The sequence below is a fragment of the Deltaproteobacteria bacterium genome (assembly GCA_016875225.1).
Taxonomy (GTDB): Bacteria; Myxococcota_A; UBA9160; order SZUA-336; family SZUA-336; genus VGRW01.
Map to the genome: position 1 here is coordinate 1 of VGRW01000046.1, position 14,636 is coordinate 14,636.

Annotated in this window: 15 protein-coding genes; 11 read left to right on the forward strand and 4 right to left on the reverse strand. The window is 70.8% G+C overall.

Going from position 1 to position 14,636, the window contains the following annotated elements; all coding sequences use genetic code 11:
* Positions 1-123 precede the first annotated feature (123 nt).
* Entirely contained in the window at positions 124-1,401 is a 1,278-nt protein-coding gene (locus FJ108_11815; protein MBM4336580.1) for an aminotransferase class III-fold pyridoxal phosphate-dependent enzyme, read from the reverse strand.
* Between the two features lie 179 nt (positions 1,402-1,580).
* On the opposite strand from FJ108_11815, the gene FJ108_11820 reads away from it, so the two are divergent.
* From FJ108_11820 to FJ108_11835, 4 genes are read left to right on the forward strand one after another with little or no spacing between them, the layout of a single operon-like run.
* Positions 1,581-2,762, forward strand: a complete 1,182-nt coding sequence (locus tag FJ108_11820) for a hypothetical protein (GenBank protein ID MBM4336581.1) — start codon at positions 1,581-1,583, stop codon at positions 2,760-2,762.
* A 17-nt stretch (positions 2,763-2,779) separates the two neighbouring features.
* Positions 2,780-3,295: a biphenyl 2,3-dioxygenase gene (locus FJ108_11825; GenBank protein MBM4336582.1), complete on the forward strand. Its 516-nt coding sequence runs from the start codon at positions 2,780-2,782 to the stop codon at positions 3,293-3,295.
* Positions 3,285-3,932 carry a TetR/AcrR family transcriptional regulator gene (locus FJ108_11830; GenBank protein ID MBM4336583.1) on the forward strand — a complete coding sequence of 216 codons (648 nt, stop codon included), beginning with the start codon at positions 3,285-3,287 and terminating at the stop codon, positions 3,930-3,932. Before FJ108_11825 ends, FJ108_11830 begins: the two co-directional genes overlap by 11 nt.
* Positions 3,779-4,486 carry a hypothetical protein gene (locus FJ108_11835; GenBank protein MBM4336584.1) on the forward strand — a complete coding sequence of 236 codons (708 nt, stop codon included), beginning with the start codon at positions 3,779-3,781 and terminating at the stop codon, positions 4,484-4,486. Before FJ108_11830 ends, FJ108_11835 begins: the two co-directional genes overlap by 154 nt.
* On the opposite strand, the gene FJ108_11840 is transcribed toward FJ108_11835, so the two are convergent.
* From FJ108_11840 to tcuA, 3 genes are read right to left on the reverse strand one after another with little or no spacing between them, the layout of a single operon-like run.
* Entirely contained in the window at positions 4,470-5,468 is a 999-nt protein-coding gene (locus tag FJ108_11840; GenBank protein MBM4336585.1) for an electron transfer flavoprotein subunit alpha/FixB family protein, read from the reverse strand. The two genes, FJ108_11835 and FJ108_11840, sit on opposite strands and share 17 nt — an antisense overlap.
* Positions 5,465-6,232, reverse strand: a complete 768-nt coding sequence (locus FJ108_11845) for a hypothetical protein (protein ID MBM4336586.1) — start codon at positions 6,230-6,232, stop codon at positions 5,465-5,467. Before FJ108_11845 ends, FJ108_11840 begins: the two co-directional genes overlap by 4 nt.
* The gene (tcuA, locus tag FJ108_11850) at positions 6,220-7,794 is read right to left on the reverse strand and encodes an FAD-dependent tricarballylate dehydrogenase TcuA (protein MBM4336587.1); all 1,575 of its coding nucleotides are present in this window, start codon (positions 7,792-7,794) and stop codon (positions 6,220-6,222) included. Before tcuA ends, FJ108_11845 begins: the two co-directional genes overlap by 13 nt.
* A gap of 50 nt (positions 7,795-7,844) precedes the next feature.
* Between tcuA and leuC the strand changes: the two genes are divergently transcribed.
* From leuC to FJ108_11885, 7 genes are all read left to right on the forward strand, one after another.
* Positions 7,845-9,254: a 3-isopropylmalate dehydratase large subunit gene (gene leuC / locus FJ108_11855; GenBank protein MBM4336588.1), complete on the forward strand. Its 1,410-nt coding sequence runs from the start codon at positions 7,845-7,847 to the stop codon at positions 9,252-9,254.
* A 2-nt stretch (positions 9,255-9,256) separates the two neighbouring features.
* Complete coding sequence (gene leuD, locus FJ108_11860; protein ID MBM4336589.1) at positions 9,257-9,868, forward strand: 3-isopropylmalate dehydratase small subunit; 612 nt, start codon at positions 9,257-9,259, stop codon at positions 9,866-9,868.
* 66 nt (positions 9,869-9,934) lie between these two features.
* Positions 9,935-11,383, forward strand: coding sequence for an aromatic ring hydroxylase (locus FJ108_11865; protein MBM4336590.1), 1,449 nt, complete (start codon positions 9,935-9,937; stop codon positions 11,381-11,383).
* A 43-nt stretch (positions 11,384-11,426) separates the two neighbouring features.
* Complete coding sequence (locus tag FJ108_11870; protein MBM4336591.1) at positions 11,427-11,966, forward strand: hypothetical protein; 540 nt, start codon at positions 11,427-11,429, stop codon at positions 11,964-11,966.
* A gap of 27 nt (positions 11,967-11,993) precedes the next feature.
* Positions 11,994-12,650 carry a TetR/AcrR family transcriptional regulator gene (locus FJ108_11875; protein ID MBM4336592.1) on the forward strand — a complete coding sequence of 219 codons (657 nt, stop codon included), beginning with the start codon at positions 11,994-11,996 and terminating at the stop codon, positions 12,648-12,650.
* Entirely contained in the window at positions 12,581-14,368 is a 1,788-nt protein-coding gene (locus FJ108_11880) for an FAD-binding protein (protein MBM4336593.1), read from the forward strand. The genes FJ108_11875 and FJ108_11880 overlap by 70 nt, the downstream gene beginning before the upstream one ends.
* Complete coding sequence (locus tag FJ108_11885; protein MBM4336594.1) at positions 14,365-14,577, forward strand: 4Fe-4S dicluster domain-containing protein; 213 nt, start codon at positions 14,365-14,367, stop codon at positions 14,575-14,577. The genes FJ108_11880 and FJ108_11885 overlap by 4 nt, the downstream gene beginning before the upstream one ends.
* The last annotated feature ends 59 nt before the right edge of the window (positions 14,578-14,636 follow it).

A 14,636-nucleotide genomic window follows, 5' to 3' on the forward strand; every position in this document is an offset into this window, starting at 1 on the left:
CGTCGGCGTGTCGTGGGCGGAGGAGTGCGCCGGATGGGGGTCGACGAAGCGGTCGGCTGTGCCGGGCACCGCTGAGGAGACCCCCATCCGGCGCGCCCCGGCACTCACTCTCGGGTCAGGCTCCTAGCCGCGCGCGCCCAGCAGCGCGGCGACGACGGGGTGGGGCTCGAGCGTGCCCTCGCGGCGCCGCAGCGCGGCGAAGGCCTCGTCGGTGATCGCCAGCGTCTTGTCGACGTCCCCCTCGGTGAGCGCCGCGCAGATGAACATGTTGTGCCAGGGGTGCAGATAGGCGCCGCGCTTAACGGCCTCGGCTGTCCAGGCGAAGCCGCGCCGGAAATCTGGATCGCCGTCGAAGCGGACCAACGGCATCTGCGCGGGGCCGGTCTGTCGCAGCGCATAGCCGTGCGCGGCGGCCTGAGCCGACAGGCCCGCACGAAGCTTCTCTCCGAGGCTGCGCGTCCGCTCCAGATAGTCCGACTCGCAGACCCTTCGCAGCGTGGCGAGCGCCGCGGCCATCGGCACCGCCTGGAACCAGAACGAACCCGTCACGTAGAGCCGGCTCGAAGCCGCGCGCGCCTTCTCGGAGCCGAGCAGCGCCGAGATCGCGTGGCCGTTGGCCAGGCACTTGCCCCAGGCCGAGAGGTCCGGCGCTACACCGAGATGCGTCCAGGAGCCGTCGCGCGAGAGCCGGAAGCCGCCGCGCACCTCGTCCATGATCAGCAGCGCTCCGCTCCTGTCGCAGAGGTCGCGCGCCGCGCGCGCGAACTCGGGCTCGGGCAGCTCCTGGTCGACGAACGCGTCGTGCTTGAACGGCGAGACGATCACGCCGGCCAGGTCGGCCCCGGCCTCTCGCGCGGCGCGCTCGAGGCTGGCGAGATCGTTGTACTCGAACGAGATCAGGTGCGCGCGGTCCTCCGCGACCACGCCGACCGGCACCGGCGTGCTCCACGGCTGCGCGCCGTGGTAGGCGCCCTTGGCGACCAGGATCTTGCGCCGGCCCGTGTGCGCGCGCGCCGTCATGATCGCGAGCGTGGTCGCGTCGCTGCCGTTCTTGCAGAACATCGCCCAGTCCGCGTGCGCGACCATCGCGACCAGCTGCTCCGCGAGCTCGACCATGAGCTCGGTCGGGCCGGTGAGCGCGTCGCCGCGCGCGAGCTGCTCGATCGCGGCGCGGTCGATCTCGGCGTCGGCGTAGCCGAACAGGTTCGGCCCGTAGGCGCACATGTAGTCGATGTACTCGTTTCCGTCGGCGTCCCAGAGCCGCGATCCCACCCCGCGAGCGAAGAACTGCGGGAACTCCGCGGGCAGGAGCGCGGTCGATTCGTGGCCGTACATCCCGCCCGGGATCACGCGCGCGGCGCGCTCCCGAAGCGCCGAGTTCCGGCTGGTCGCGCGCAGCATCGCCTGATCGCCTCCGTGTCGGTTTCGCGGCCACTATACCGCCGCAGCCCGCCGCGAAGCAGCCGGGCCCGCGCGCTGCGAAATTTCTGTTGACACCGGTTTGGGGGCCGCTCTAGGCTTTGAAAAACGAGAGACGCAAATCGTTTTTATCGTTTCAGACGCGAAGACAGGAGGGGGCGATGGCCGGGACGACGCGACAGGAGCTGGTCGAACGGGCGCGAAAGCTGGCGCCGGCGCTGTTGGAGCGGGCCGAAGCTTGCGAGAAGCTGCGGCGCCTGCCGGACGCGACGATCGAGGACTTCCGCCGCGAGGGCCTGCTCCGCGCGTTCGTCGCGCCGCGCTACGGCGGCTACGGGCTGGAGCTCGCGACCGTGATCGAGACCGCGCGCGAGGTGGGCCGCTCCTGCGGGAGCAGCGCCTGGTGCCTGGCGATCTGCACGCTGCACAACCACATCGTGTCGGCCTACCCCGAATCGGTGCAGGACCGGATCTTCGCGCGCGGCCCCGATGCGGTCGTCTGCGGCGTGTTCGTGCCGGGGGGGAGCGCCGTAGCGACGCCGAACGGCTATCGGCTCTCGGGCCGTTGGGACTTCGCGAGCACCTGCGATCACGCCGACTTCGCGGTGCTGGCCGCCTTCGTGATTCCCGAGCCGGGCGCCGCGCCCACGGGGATGGCGAGCTTCCTGGTCGAGCGCGGGCAGTTCCAGATCGAGGACAACTGGCACGTCGCGGGTCTCGCGGGAACCGGCAGCAAGCGCGTGATCGTCGACGACGTGGCGATTCCCGCGGACCAGGCACTCGCCACCTCGCTCGACTCGGCGATCACCGGCGATCGTGAGACCACCGCGCGCGGCCGCCAGTCGGCCGGTCTGCCCGGAAGCTCCGTCGCCACGCTCGGCCTCGCGGGCGTCGCGCTCGGCATCGCGTCCGGCGCGATCGACCGCTTCCGCGAGCGACTCGCGGGCAAGCTGCGCGTCGCCTCGGCGAAGACCGTCGAGCAGCAGGTCGGCGCGCAGCTCCGGCTGGCCGAGGCCGCGGCCGAGGTCGACGCCGCCGAGCTGATCGTGCTTCGCGACTGCGCCGAGATGACCGCCGACGCCCAGGCCGGCCGCCCGGCGACGCTGGAGCAGCGGGCGCGCTACCGGCGCGACGCCGCCTGGTCGGTGCAGACCTGCGCGCGCGCGGTGCAGCGACTGCAGCCGGCGGCGGGCGCGCACGGGATCTTCCTGGATCAGCCGATCCAGCGCGCCCTGCGCGACATCCAGGTGTTCGCCACGCACGTCGTGGCAGATTGGGACACCAGCGGCGAGTCGTACGCGCGAGCGCTGCTCGGCCTGCCGAAGAACGATCCACTGGTCTAGAGCGAGGAGGACACCCGATGGCATCTCCCCGGAAGCTCGCGCACATCGCGCTGGCGACGAACGACGTGGCGCGAATGCGCGACTGGTACTGCGAAGTGCTCGAGGCCCGCGTGGTCTTCGAGAACGAGATGCTCTGCTTCACCACCTACGACGACGAGCACCACCGCGTGGTCTTCGCCAAGCCGCCGGGCTTCGAGGCGAAGCCGGGCGCGCCGCAGAATCTGCACCACGTCTCGTTCACGTTCGCGAAGCTGGACGAGCTGCTCGCCAGCTACGAGCGGCTTCGCGATCGCGGCATAAAGCCTTGGTGGACGATCCACCACGGCCCGACGCTCTCGATGTACTACCGCGATCCCGACGGAAACAACGTCGAGCTGCAGATCGACACGATGAGCATGGCGCAGGCCGCGGAGTTCCTGCGCAGCGGAATCTTCGCGAAGAACCCGATCGGCATTCCGTTCGATCCCGAGTCGCTGCTGGCGCGCCACCGCAGCGGCGAGAGCGAGGCGGAGCTGCTTCGGTATGGAGGCTGAGCGTCTCGAGTCGGTGGTGGAAGCGGCCGAACGGCTCTTCGCGTCGCGCGGCTTCGAGAAGACGGGGATGCGCGAGCTCGCGGCCGAGACCGGCGTCTCGACCGCGACGATCTACGCGCGCTTCCGCAGCAAGCGGCGTCTGCTGGCCGAGATCGTCGAGCGCCGGCTCGACGAGGCGCTGCGGATCGTCGACGGGCTTCCCTACACGGACGGTAGAGCCGTCGGTGACGGACACCCGCTCGACGCGTATCTCGAGACGATCCGAAGTCTGAACCGGCACTTCTCCGGCGACCCGCTGCTTCGCCGCATCTTCGCGTTCGAGAGCCACGTGCGCGATCGCCGCGTGCTGCAGCACGCGATGCGGGTGGAGCAGGAGCTGACCCGGCGCTCGGCCGCGGCGCTCACGCGAATGGCCGCCGAGGGGTGGATCCGCTGCGAGGACCCCGAGGCCGTCGCGCAGCTCTTGAGCCTGAGCCTGCAGGGATGGCTCGCGCGCGAGAGCCGGCACGGCGCGCCGCTCTCCGAAGCGAGACTCACGAACGCGCTGCTCGAGTCACTGCGCGGACACGCGCTGCCCGGCCCGGCAGCGTCGGCCAATTGCGCGCGATCCCGAACTTCCAGAAGGAGACGGTCATGACCCCCGCCCTGCCGAAGCTTCACTTCAGCCACATCGGATTCATGGTCCACGACATCGAGCGGATGATCGAGTTCTACACCGGCCAGCTCGGCTTCGCGCTCTCCGATCGCGGCCGGCTCGAGGTGCTGCCGGGAAAGCCGGCGATCGCCTTCCTGAGCCGCGATCCCGACGAGCACCACCAGATCGCGCTCGTCGAGGGACGGCCCGAGAACGCGCCGGGAACCCTGCAACAGATCTCCTTTCGCGTGGAGAGCCTGGCCGATCTGCGCGCCCTCCGAGCGCGACTCGAGGCCGCCGGAGTCGCGCGCTTCCTGCCCATGAATCACGGCAACGCGTGGTCGCTCTACTTCCCGGATCCTGAAGGCAACGCGATCGAGTGCTTCGTGCCCAGCCCCTTCCACACCGCGCAGCCGGTCACCGATCCGCTGGATCTCTCGCTCTCGGACGCGGAGATCCTGGCGCGGACGGAGGCCCGATTCCGCGCCGCCCCGGACTTCCAGCCGCGCGAGAGCTGGCGCAAGGCCTTCGAGCGGCGGCTCACTCTCGGGAAGTAGCCGCTCGGCGCCGCAGCGCTTCGGCGGTGAGCGCGGGCACGATCTCGAACAGGTCGCCGACCACGCCGTGGTGCGCGACCCGGAAGATCGGCGCGGTGGGATCCCGGTTGATCGCGATCACCGTCTGCGCCTCGACGATCCCGGCGAGGTGCTGCGCCGCGCCCGAGATGCCGCAGGCGAGATACACCTTGGGTCGGATCGTGTGACCCGAGACTCCGATCTGGCGCGCGTGTGGCAGCCAGGCCAGATCGACGAGAGGGCGCGAGCAGCCGACGCTTCCGCCGAGCGCGGACGCCAGCGCCTCGATGATCTCGAGCCTGGCGCTGTCGCCGATTCCGCGGCCGATGCCGACGACGCACTCCGCAGTCGTGAGTCCCGCGTCGCCGTCGCTCGCGCTCCAGAAGGCGAGGGAGGTGCTGCGCCGCTCGGGCAGGTCGAGCGCGAGTCTCTCGACGCTCGCGGTCGTGGCCGCGAGCGCGTGCTCTTGCGGGTTCGCGGCACCGAGGCTCGCCACCGCGCAGCGATCCCAAGCGAGACGCAGCCGCACCTGCCACGCCCCGGCGAAGGCGAGGCGCTCCGCGACGAGCTCACCGCCCTCGACATCGAGCGCGACGCAGTTCGAGAGCAGCGGAAGATCGAGAGCCGCCGCGACCCACGGCGCGACCTCCGTGCCCTCGTAGTCGTGCGCGCACAGCAGCAGCCGCGGCGACAAGCGCCGCACGGCTTCGGCCACCGCGCGCGCGTGCGTCTCGGGCAGATAGGGCGAGAGCCGCGGGTCGGCGACGAGATACAGCTTCTCGATCCCGCAGCCCGCGAGCGCCTGGCTGAGTGAGTCTGCCTCTGCGGGCGCGCAGAGCGAGAGACCGCAGAGCCTCGCGCCCGCGGATCGGGCCAGCGCCATCGCCCGGCCGACGAGATCGCGTACCGAAGCGCCGGGCGTCCCCGCGCGATGGCCGAGGAGCGCGACGATCTCGGAGGTCACGCCAGTCCGCGCGCGCGGGCAATCCGCTCGCAGAGCGCGACGGCGATCTCCGCGGGAGAACCCTCGAGCAGCTCCACGTCGCGATCGCGTCGCGGCGCGAAGGCCTCCGTTGCGCGCGGCGCGACGGCCGCGATCTCGAGGCCGAGCTCCGCGGCCGCGAGGCTCTGGATGGCCTGGCGGCGCGCTTGCAGCACGCGGACCGCCGGCGGGTACGAGAGCCGGCCGATCCCCGACTGCACGCAGAGCACGGCGGGAAGCGCGAGCGAGAGCTGCTGTCGGCCGCCGCCGCCGGTCTCGCGCATGACGCTCGCGTGGTCGTCGTGAACGCCGACTCCGATCGACTGCACGGCCGACGCGAACGGCCAGTCGAGAAATCCCGCGAGCGCCGGCCCGACCGCGGAGGCCAGCGCCTCGCTCGACTCCACGCCCGTGAGCACCAGGTCGTAGCGCCCGCGGCGCACGACGGCCGCGAGCGCCCGAGCGACTTCGAGCGGCGGCTCGGCCGCGGCGTCGACGCGAAGCGCCTCGTTCGCGCCCTTGGCGAGCGCCAGGTACAGGACCTCCTGCGCCGCGAGCGGGCCGACCGTCACCGCAGTGGTGCGTCCGCCCGTGCGGCGCGCGAAGAAGACCGCGGTGTCGACCGCGTAGGCGTCGCTCTCGTTCAGCACGGAGCGACCGCGTCGCTCGAAGCGCGGCGCGCCATCGCCTGCCACGAGCCGCGGCGGCTCGTGCGTCACGGCTTGCACGCAGACTAGGACGTCCACGGCGGCTTGCCGAGCGCCTCGCGCGCCGCGTTCGCCCCGGCGATCCTCCCGGTGACCGACCCGCGGGTGAGTCCCGACGCGCCCGGATAGTTGAAGTGGAAGAAGCCGCCGGTGAGCTCGCCCGCCGCGTACAGCCCCGCGATCGGCAGCTCCTCGGTGTCGATCACACGCGCGCGCCGATCGATCTTCACCCCGCCGAACGTGAACGTGATCCCGCCGGTGACGGGGTAGCCGACGTAGGGCGGCTGATCGATCCGCGTCGCCCAGTTCGACTTCGCCGGCTCGAGCCCGCGCGTCGCGAGTCCGTCGCGAATCCAGGGATTGGCCTGCGCGCCGGGATCGATCGAGCGGTTGAACTCGTCGACGGTGCGCGAGAGCTTCGCGGGATCGAGCCCGAGCTTTTCGGCGAGCTCCGCGATCGTGTCGCCCTCTGCGGGCGTCGAGGTCGCGTAGTAGGCGCGCTCGATCCAGGGCAGCCCCTTCTGGTCGAAGATCTGGAACGCGGCGCGGTGCGGCTGCCCCTGCACCACGCTGCCCATCTTCGCGTACGTGTAGGGCCAGAAGTCCTCCCCCTCGTCGGCGAAGCGCTCGGCGTCCTCGTTCACCATCAGGCCGTAGACGTACGAGGCGCGGCGCGTGAGGTCGGTGAGTCGCAGCGAGCCGTGGTCGGGTGACTCGGCGGCGATCGGGGTCGAGTGTGCGCCGCTCCACTGGCCGATCGACTGCGCGCCGAGCTCGAGCGCCATCATCAGCCCTTCGCCGGTGTCGAAGCGCGAGCCGCGCACCTTCACCTCGTCCCACTTCGGGCCCATGTAGCGCACGCGCAGCTCGCGGTTCGCCTCGAAGCCGCCCGTGCCCAGGACGATCGCCCCGGCTCCGAGCGTCGAGATTCCGTCGGGCCGGCGCACGCGCACGCCGACCACGCGCCCGCTGGCCGGGTCCTGCACCAGTCCGACGAGCTTCGCGTCGTACCAGATCTCGACACCGAGACCCTCGGCGATCCCGAACTCCTGGTCCGAGAGCCCGGGACCGGCTCCCTTCGACTGGATCATCGCGTGGAAGCGCGCTCGATGACCGCTCTGCACCGCGCGCTGGAAGGCACCCAGCTCCCAGCGCACGCCGAGCTCGGTCATCCAGCGGATCACGGGGTACGACTCCGCGACCAGAAGCTGCGAGAGATCGGGATCCGCGAGCCCCTCGGTGACTCGCATCAGGTCGTTGTAGAACTCGTCCTGCCCGTAGGGCTGAACCTCGACGTTCGCGCGCTCTCCCGGGCTCAGGTCGGGAATCAGCGCCAGGACGCCCTCCGGCGACGAATAGGCGAAGCGCATCGCGCCGGTCGTGAATCGCGTGTTGCCGCCGCGGAGCTCGCGCGGGGCCTTCTCGAGCACGAGCACGCGCGCGCCCTCCTGGCGCGCCGCGCAGGCCGCGCAGAGCGCCGCGTTTCCCGCACCCGCGACCACCACGTCCCAGCTAGGGTGCCCGCTCATCGTCTTCTCCTCGATGCGCGCCGACTCCGGTAGAGTGGCTCCGCCGGCCGGCGCGCAGATGCCGGGCATCATACCCGGGCCGGCTCGGGCAGGTCGAACGGAATCGGAGGCCACGCGCCCAGATGAGCCAGCCACGCAGCCTGTTCGAGAAGCTCTGGTCCAGTCACGTGATCGAGACGCTCGGCGAGGGCGTCGATCTGGTTCGCATCGATCGACATCTTCTGCACGACCTGTCCGGTCCCGCGTCGCTTGCGTCGCTGCGCCAGCAGAACCTGCGCGTTCACGCGCCGCAGCTCACCTTCGCCACGCCCGACCACGGCGTCTCGACGCTGCCCGGCCGGCGCGACGATTCGTCGGAGGCCGGCAAGCGCCTGCTCGCGCCGTTCCGCAGCCACTGCCACGAGCTCGGCATCCGGCTCTTCGACATCGACGACCCCGACCAGGGAATCGTGCACGTCGTCGGGCCGGAGCTCGGCATCACCCTACCCGGCCTGTCGATCGTCTGCGGCGACAGCCACACCTGCACGCACGGCGCGTTCGGAGCGCTCGCCTTCGGCATCGGCAACACCGAGGTGACGCAGGTGCTCGCGACGCAGGCGCTGATCCTCGAGCGGCCGCGCTCGATGCGCGTGCGGCTCCGGGGACGGCTCGACGGCGCGGTGAGCGCGAAGGACCTGGTCCTGTTCCTGATCGGCGCGCACGGCGCCGACGGCGGCTCCGGTCACGCCGTGGAGTTCGCGGGCGAGGCGGTCGAGGCGCTGTCGATGGAAGGCCGCATGACGCTGTGCAATCTGGCCGTCGAGTTCGGCGCGAAGCTCGGCGTCGTCGCGCCCGACGCGAAGGCGTTCGCCTGGCTCGAAGGGCGCCGCTTCGCGCCGAGCGGACGCGGCTGGACGGAAGCGGTCGAGGCCTGGCGCAAGCTCCCGAGCGACCCGGACGCGGATTTCGACCGCGAGCTCGAGCTCGACGCGGCGCGTCTTTCGCCACAGATCACCTGGGGGACGAGCCCGGAGCAGGTGATCGCGATCGGCGAGCGGATTCCGTCGCCGGACGACGCGCCCGACGAGCGAGCCGCGCGCGCGCGTGCGGCGGCGCTCGCGTACATGGGCCTCGCGCCCGGCGCGCCCATCGCCGGGACGCCCGTGCAGCACGTGTTCATCGGCTCGTGCACGAACGGGCGGCTCGGCGATCTCGAGTCCGCCGCGCGCGTGGTCGCGGGCCGGAAGGTCGCGCCCGGCGTGCGCGCCTGGATCGTCCCGGGCTCGAAACGGGTGAAGCGCGAGGCGGAGGCGCGCGGACTCGACCGGATCTTCCGCGACGCGGGCTTCGAGTTCCGCGAGCCGGGCTGCTCGCTGTGCCTCGCCATGAACGGCGAGCAGGTCCCGCCGGGCGAGCGCTGCGTGTCCACGTCCAACCGGAACTTCGTCGGCCGGCAGGGACCGCGCGCGCGAACGCATCTGGCGAGCCCGGCCACCGCGGCGGCGTCGGCGCTCGCCGGCTGCATCGCCAGCGCGACAGGACTTGCGGCCTAGGCATGGAGCCGTTCGAGACGCTCCACGCGAAGGCGGTGCCGCTGCTCGTCGACGACGTCGACACCGACGTGATCACGCCGATCGGACGCGTGCTGCAGGGTGGATCGGCGCTGGTCGAGTTCGCCTTCGAGCCGCTGCGCTACGACGCGGCCGGGCGCCTCCACGGGGAGTGCCCGCTCGACGATCCGCGCTACGCGGGCGCGCAGATCCTGATCGCGGGGGCGAACTTCGCCTGCGGGAGCTCGCGCGAGACCGCCGTCTGGGCGGTGCGCGGGCTGGGCTTCCGCTGCGTGATCGCGCCGAGCTTCGGCGACATCTTCCACTCGAACTGCTTCAAGAACGGCGTGCTGCCGGTGAGGCTCGCGGCAGGCGACGTCGCGGCGCTCGCCGCGTTCGCCGAGGGCGGAGCCGGCCTCGTGACGGTCGATCTCGAGGCGCAGCAGGTTCGCGCGGGCGAGCGCCGCTACGGCTTCGACGTCCCTCCCCTGCGCAAGGAGGCGCTGCGCTCCGGGCTCGACGATCTCGGCCTGATCCTGCGCAGGCGCGACGAGATCTCGCGCTTCGAGCAGGCGGACCGCGTCGCGCGGCCGTGGGCCCATCTCGAGGGCGACTGAACCTTCCGCTTGCAAAACTGACTATACTCAGGTATTCGGTCACCCAAGATCGAACCGGAGGCAAAGATGTCCGCACGAACCGGCAAGCAGTACGTGGAAGGGCTTCGCGACGACCGAGTGGTCTGGCTCGGCAACCAGAAGGTGGACGTCACGACGCACCCGGCGTTCGCCGGGTCGGTCGCCGGAATGGCCGGCTACTTCGACTGGCAGAACCAGCACGCGGACGAGTGCCTCGTCCCCGACCCGCAGACCGGAAAGCCGATGAGCGCGAGCCTGATCGTGCCGCGCTGCGCCGACGATCTGCGCCGGCGCCGCATCGCCTTCGAGCGCTTCGCGCACTACTCGGAGGGAATGCTCGGCCGCACGCCGGACTACGTGAACGTGACGCTCGCGGGCTTCGTCGCGCGAAGCGACATCTTCGCAAGCTCGGGCGACACGACCTTTGCCGAGCGTCTGGGGCGCTTCTACCGCGAGGTCGTCGACAAGGACCTCTCGCTGACGCACACGATCATCCATCCCGTCGTCGACAAGACGCTGCCCGACACGGTGGGGATCAACGGCCAGGTCGCGCTGCGGGTCGTGCGCCGCAAGAAGGACAGCATCATCGTGAGCGGCGCGAAGATCCTGGCCACGCTCGGGCCGTTCGCCGACGAGCTCTTCGTGTACCCCGGCCTGCCGCAGCCTCCGGGAACCGATCCGGGCGTGCTGCTCGCGTTCTCGATCCCGATGAACAGCAAGGGTCTGATCACGCTCTGCCGCGACCACTACGGCGTGGCGGCGCCGGTCGCCGACCAGCCGTTCTCGACCCGCTTCGACGAGCAGGACGCGTACATGATCTTCGACGAGGTCGAGATCCCCCTCGAGCGCGTCTTCATCGACGGCGACGTCGACATCTACAACAACCTGATGCGACACGGCTGGGCCGCGAACATCATGCAGCAGACCTCGATCCGCGCCGCGGTGAAGCTCGAGTTCGCCTACGAGATCTGCACGCGGATGGCCCGCGCGACCAACTCCGAGGGCCGGCCCGACGTCGCCGCGATGCTCGGCGAGATCTGGGCCTACTCCGCGCTCACCCGCGCCGCGATCACGGCGGCCGAGGCGGGCGCGCACGACTGGGGCAACGGCGCGTTCTTCTGCGACGACCGTCCGTTCCGCGCCACGCGCGCGATGATGCCGGGCTGGATGATCCGGGCCAACGAGTGCATCAAGGCGATCGGCTCGCACAATCTGCTCGCCACGCCGTCGCTCGACGCGATCGACAACCCCGAGATCGGCCCGCTGATCGAGCGCTTCATTCCCGGCTCCAATGGGATGAGCGCACGCGAGCGCGCGAAGATCTTCCGCACGGCCTGGGACTTCGCGGGATCGGCGCTCGGCGGCCGAACCGAGCTCTACGAGCGCTTCTATCTGGCGAGCGCCCAGCGCAACCTGATCATCGACCACGTCTTCGCCCAGCAGGAACGCGAGTGGAACGAGTTTCCCGCGCTGATGAAGGCGATCGGAGTCGACTGAGCGCGGTCGGGCGCGCACACTACCCGCAACGGGAGGAACCGAGATGACGAGTACGAAGGGCCCAGTCGTTCAGCACCTCGCGATCAACGTCCGCGACATCGAGGCATCGCACCGCTTCTACACCGACGTGCTCGGCTTCGAGCACTGCGGGACGCTGGCGATCCCGGGCATCCCGGACGTGAAGTTCCGCTTCTACCGCGGAGACAAGAGCCGCCACCACGACCTGGCGATCGTGCAGGCGCCGGACCCGAGCCAGTTCCCGGCCGCGGACACCGAGTGGCAGATGTTCGGCAACCGCGTCGGCATCAATCACATCGCGATCTGCTACCCGGACCGCGAGACGTTCCTCGCGCGACTGGCGCACCTGAAGAACAAGGGCGTCGAGTTCCGGATGCGCGGCAACCACGGCATGACGCACAGCGTGTACGTCTCCGATCCCGACGGCAACGGCGTCGAGGTGCTCTACGACCTGCCGGCCGAGGTCTGGAAGGGCGACGTCAACGCCGCGCTGAACTACTGGGAGCCCGTGGCCGCCGAGGGCGACGCGGCGCTTGCGGACTCGACCGATTATCACCGCTTCTGATTCCAGCGCCGAGCCCCGATCCACCTGATGGCCACGCGAACTCGAAAGGCCGGGGCCACGCCCGCCGGGCGCCGGGAGCAGAACAAGCAGGAGAAGCTGGCGCGGATCGCCGCAGCCGCGAAAGCGCTCTTCGCAGCCAAGGGGTTCGCGCAGACCACGACGCAGGAGATCGCGGAGCGGGCGGAGATCGGTGCCGGCACGCTCTTCCTCTACGCGAAGTCCAAGGAAGACCTGCTCGTCATGGTCTTCAAGGACGAGATGATCGAGACGTCGCGGGCCGGTTTCGAGCGGGTCGACGCGAGCGCCCCGTTTCTCGACCAGCTCATGTACGTGTTCGGCGCGATGATCGCCTACCACGAGCGCGACCTCGGGCTCGCCAGGGTTCTGATCCGCGAGGTCACGATCCCGACGGGCAGCGAGCGCAAGCATCACATCGCCGTGCTGATGCGGGCCATCTACAGCGGTATCGGCGATCTGATCCGGGCCGCGCAGCGCGACGGAGCGCTGCGCCCGGACGTCGATCCGGAGTCCGCCGCCCAGAATCTCTTCGCCGTGTACTACTTCGGGCTGATCGCCTGGCTTGGCGGCAACGTGACGAGGCCGGAGTTCAAGCGATGCCTGCGCGCGAGCCTGTCGCAGGTGATCGGCGGAATCGCCGCGCAGTCCGTGAGGCGCCCGGCGTAGACTCGAGCGAGCGGAGCGGGGCGATGCGAATCCGACGCTGCGAGACGGACCTGTTGATCGTGGGGAGCGGCTTCGCCGGTCTCTGGGCGGCGATCGCGGCGCGCGAGGCGGGAGTCACTCGGATCGCCATGGTCGACAAAGCGGCGATCGCGATGTCGAGCCAGTCGCGGCTCTGCGCGGGCGCGACGATCTACTGCCTGCCGGAAGATTCGCTCGAGCTCTGGCTTCGCGACATCGTCGAGGCGAACGGCTTCCTCTCGCGCCAGCCTCTGGTCGCCGAGATTCTCGAGACGTCGCACGAGCGGCTGCGCCGGCTCGAGTCGTGGGGCGTCTCGTACGAGCGCGCCGGGGACGGCTACCTGCGCCTGCCGTCGCGCGGCTTCCGGCACGTGAAGATGATGGTGATGCCGCGCTTCCGCGAGAGCGTGGGCGGCGCGGCGGTGGCCGACGCGCTGCGCCGCCGCGCGCGCCCGGGAACGCAGACCTTTCCGCGCGTCCTCGTCACCGATCTGCTGCAGCGCGACGGCCGGATCGCGGGAGCGCTCGGACTCGACCGAACCACGGCCGAGCCGATCGAGTTCGCGGCGCGCGCGGTTCTCCTCGCCACCGCCGACTGCAGCTTCCGCGGCAGCTACGTCTGCACCGACGCGACCACCGGCGACGGCTTCCGGCTCGCCTACGACCAGGGCGCGCGGCTCTCGAACATGGAGTTCCTCTGCACCAACACCGGCTCGCCCCACTTCGGCTTCGAGGGCACCGGCGTCGCGCTGCGCTGGGGCGGACGGCTGCTGAACGCGCGCGGCGAGGCGTTCATGGCCCGCTACCACCCGGATGCGGATTCCGCCGAGATCCACGAACTGGTGCAAGCGATGGCGCGAGAGGTGGAGAAGGGAAACGGCCCGCCTTTCCAGCTCGAGATGGGCGACTCGTTCACGACCAGGATCGCGCCCGCTCTCGCGCGGATCGGCGGCTTCATGCCGCTGAACCTGTCGCGGCTCGCGGACGAAGGCGTCGATCTCCGCCGGCCCCAGGAGTGGATCCCCGCGGTCCAGACGCTGCGCGGCGGAGTGCGTGTGCACGCGGACGGCCAGTCGGACGTTCCAGGTCTGTTCGCGGCGGGAATGACCGAAGCGCTCGATCCCGGGCTCTTCAACGGCTGGTCGACGCTGCGCGCGATGGGGTCGGGCGAACGCAGCGGTCGCGGAGCCGCGCGCTGGCTCGCCGACGCCGGCCCGTGCGCGCCACACAGCGACGAGGTCGCCGAGCTCGCCGCCCGTGCGACCGCGCCGCTCGGGCGGAAGAAGTCGGGCGGCCTGCGCGCGGACGAGGTGGTCGAGCGGATGCAGCGCAGCATCTTCCGGACCGACGTCAGCATTCGGAAGCGGGGCGAGTCGCTCGAAGCCGCGCTGCGCGACATCGAGGACCTTCGCGACGGCGCGCTTCCCGATCTGATCGCCGACGACGTGCACGGGCTCGCCAAGCTGCACGAGACGCGAAACATGATCCGCGCCGCGGAGATGTTCCTGCGCGCATCGCTCGCGCGCGGCGAATCCCGCGGCGCGCACTTCCGCGTGGACCACCCCGAGAGCGACGAAGCGAGCCGGCTCGTCTGGATCAATCTGCGGCGCGCCGACGACGGCGCGATGCAGATCGAGCGCGAGCCTGTTCCGCTGTCGAGCTACCCGATCCAGCCCCTGGTGACGCCGGTGCCCGCGTGATCGAGCGGATCGACAGGAACCTCTGCGACTACTGCCAGATCTGCTTCCGGATCTGCCCGACCGACGTGTTCCGGCTGGTGCCCGAGCGGCGCGAGATCCGGATCGCCTACCCCGAGGACTGCCAGACCTGCTTCGCCTGCGAGATCGACTGCCCGCAGGACGCGATCCGCGTGGCGCCGGCGCGAAGGCCGCGCATCGGGCCGTGGTGACGAATCCGGGCGACGGCGGCGCGATGCTGGATAGAATCACCACAGGAGGACCGAGCCAT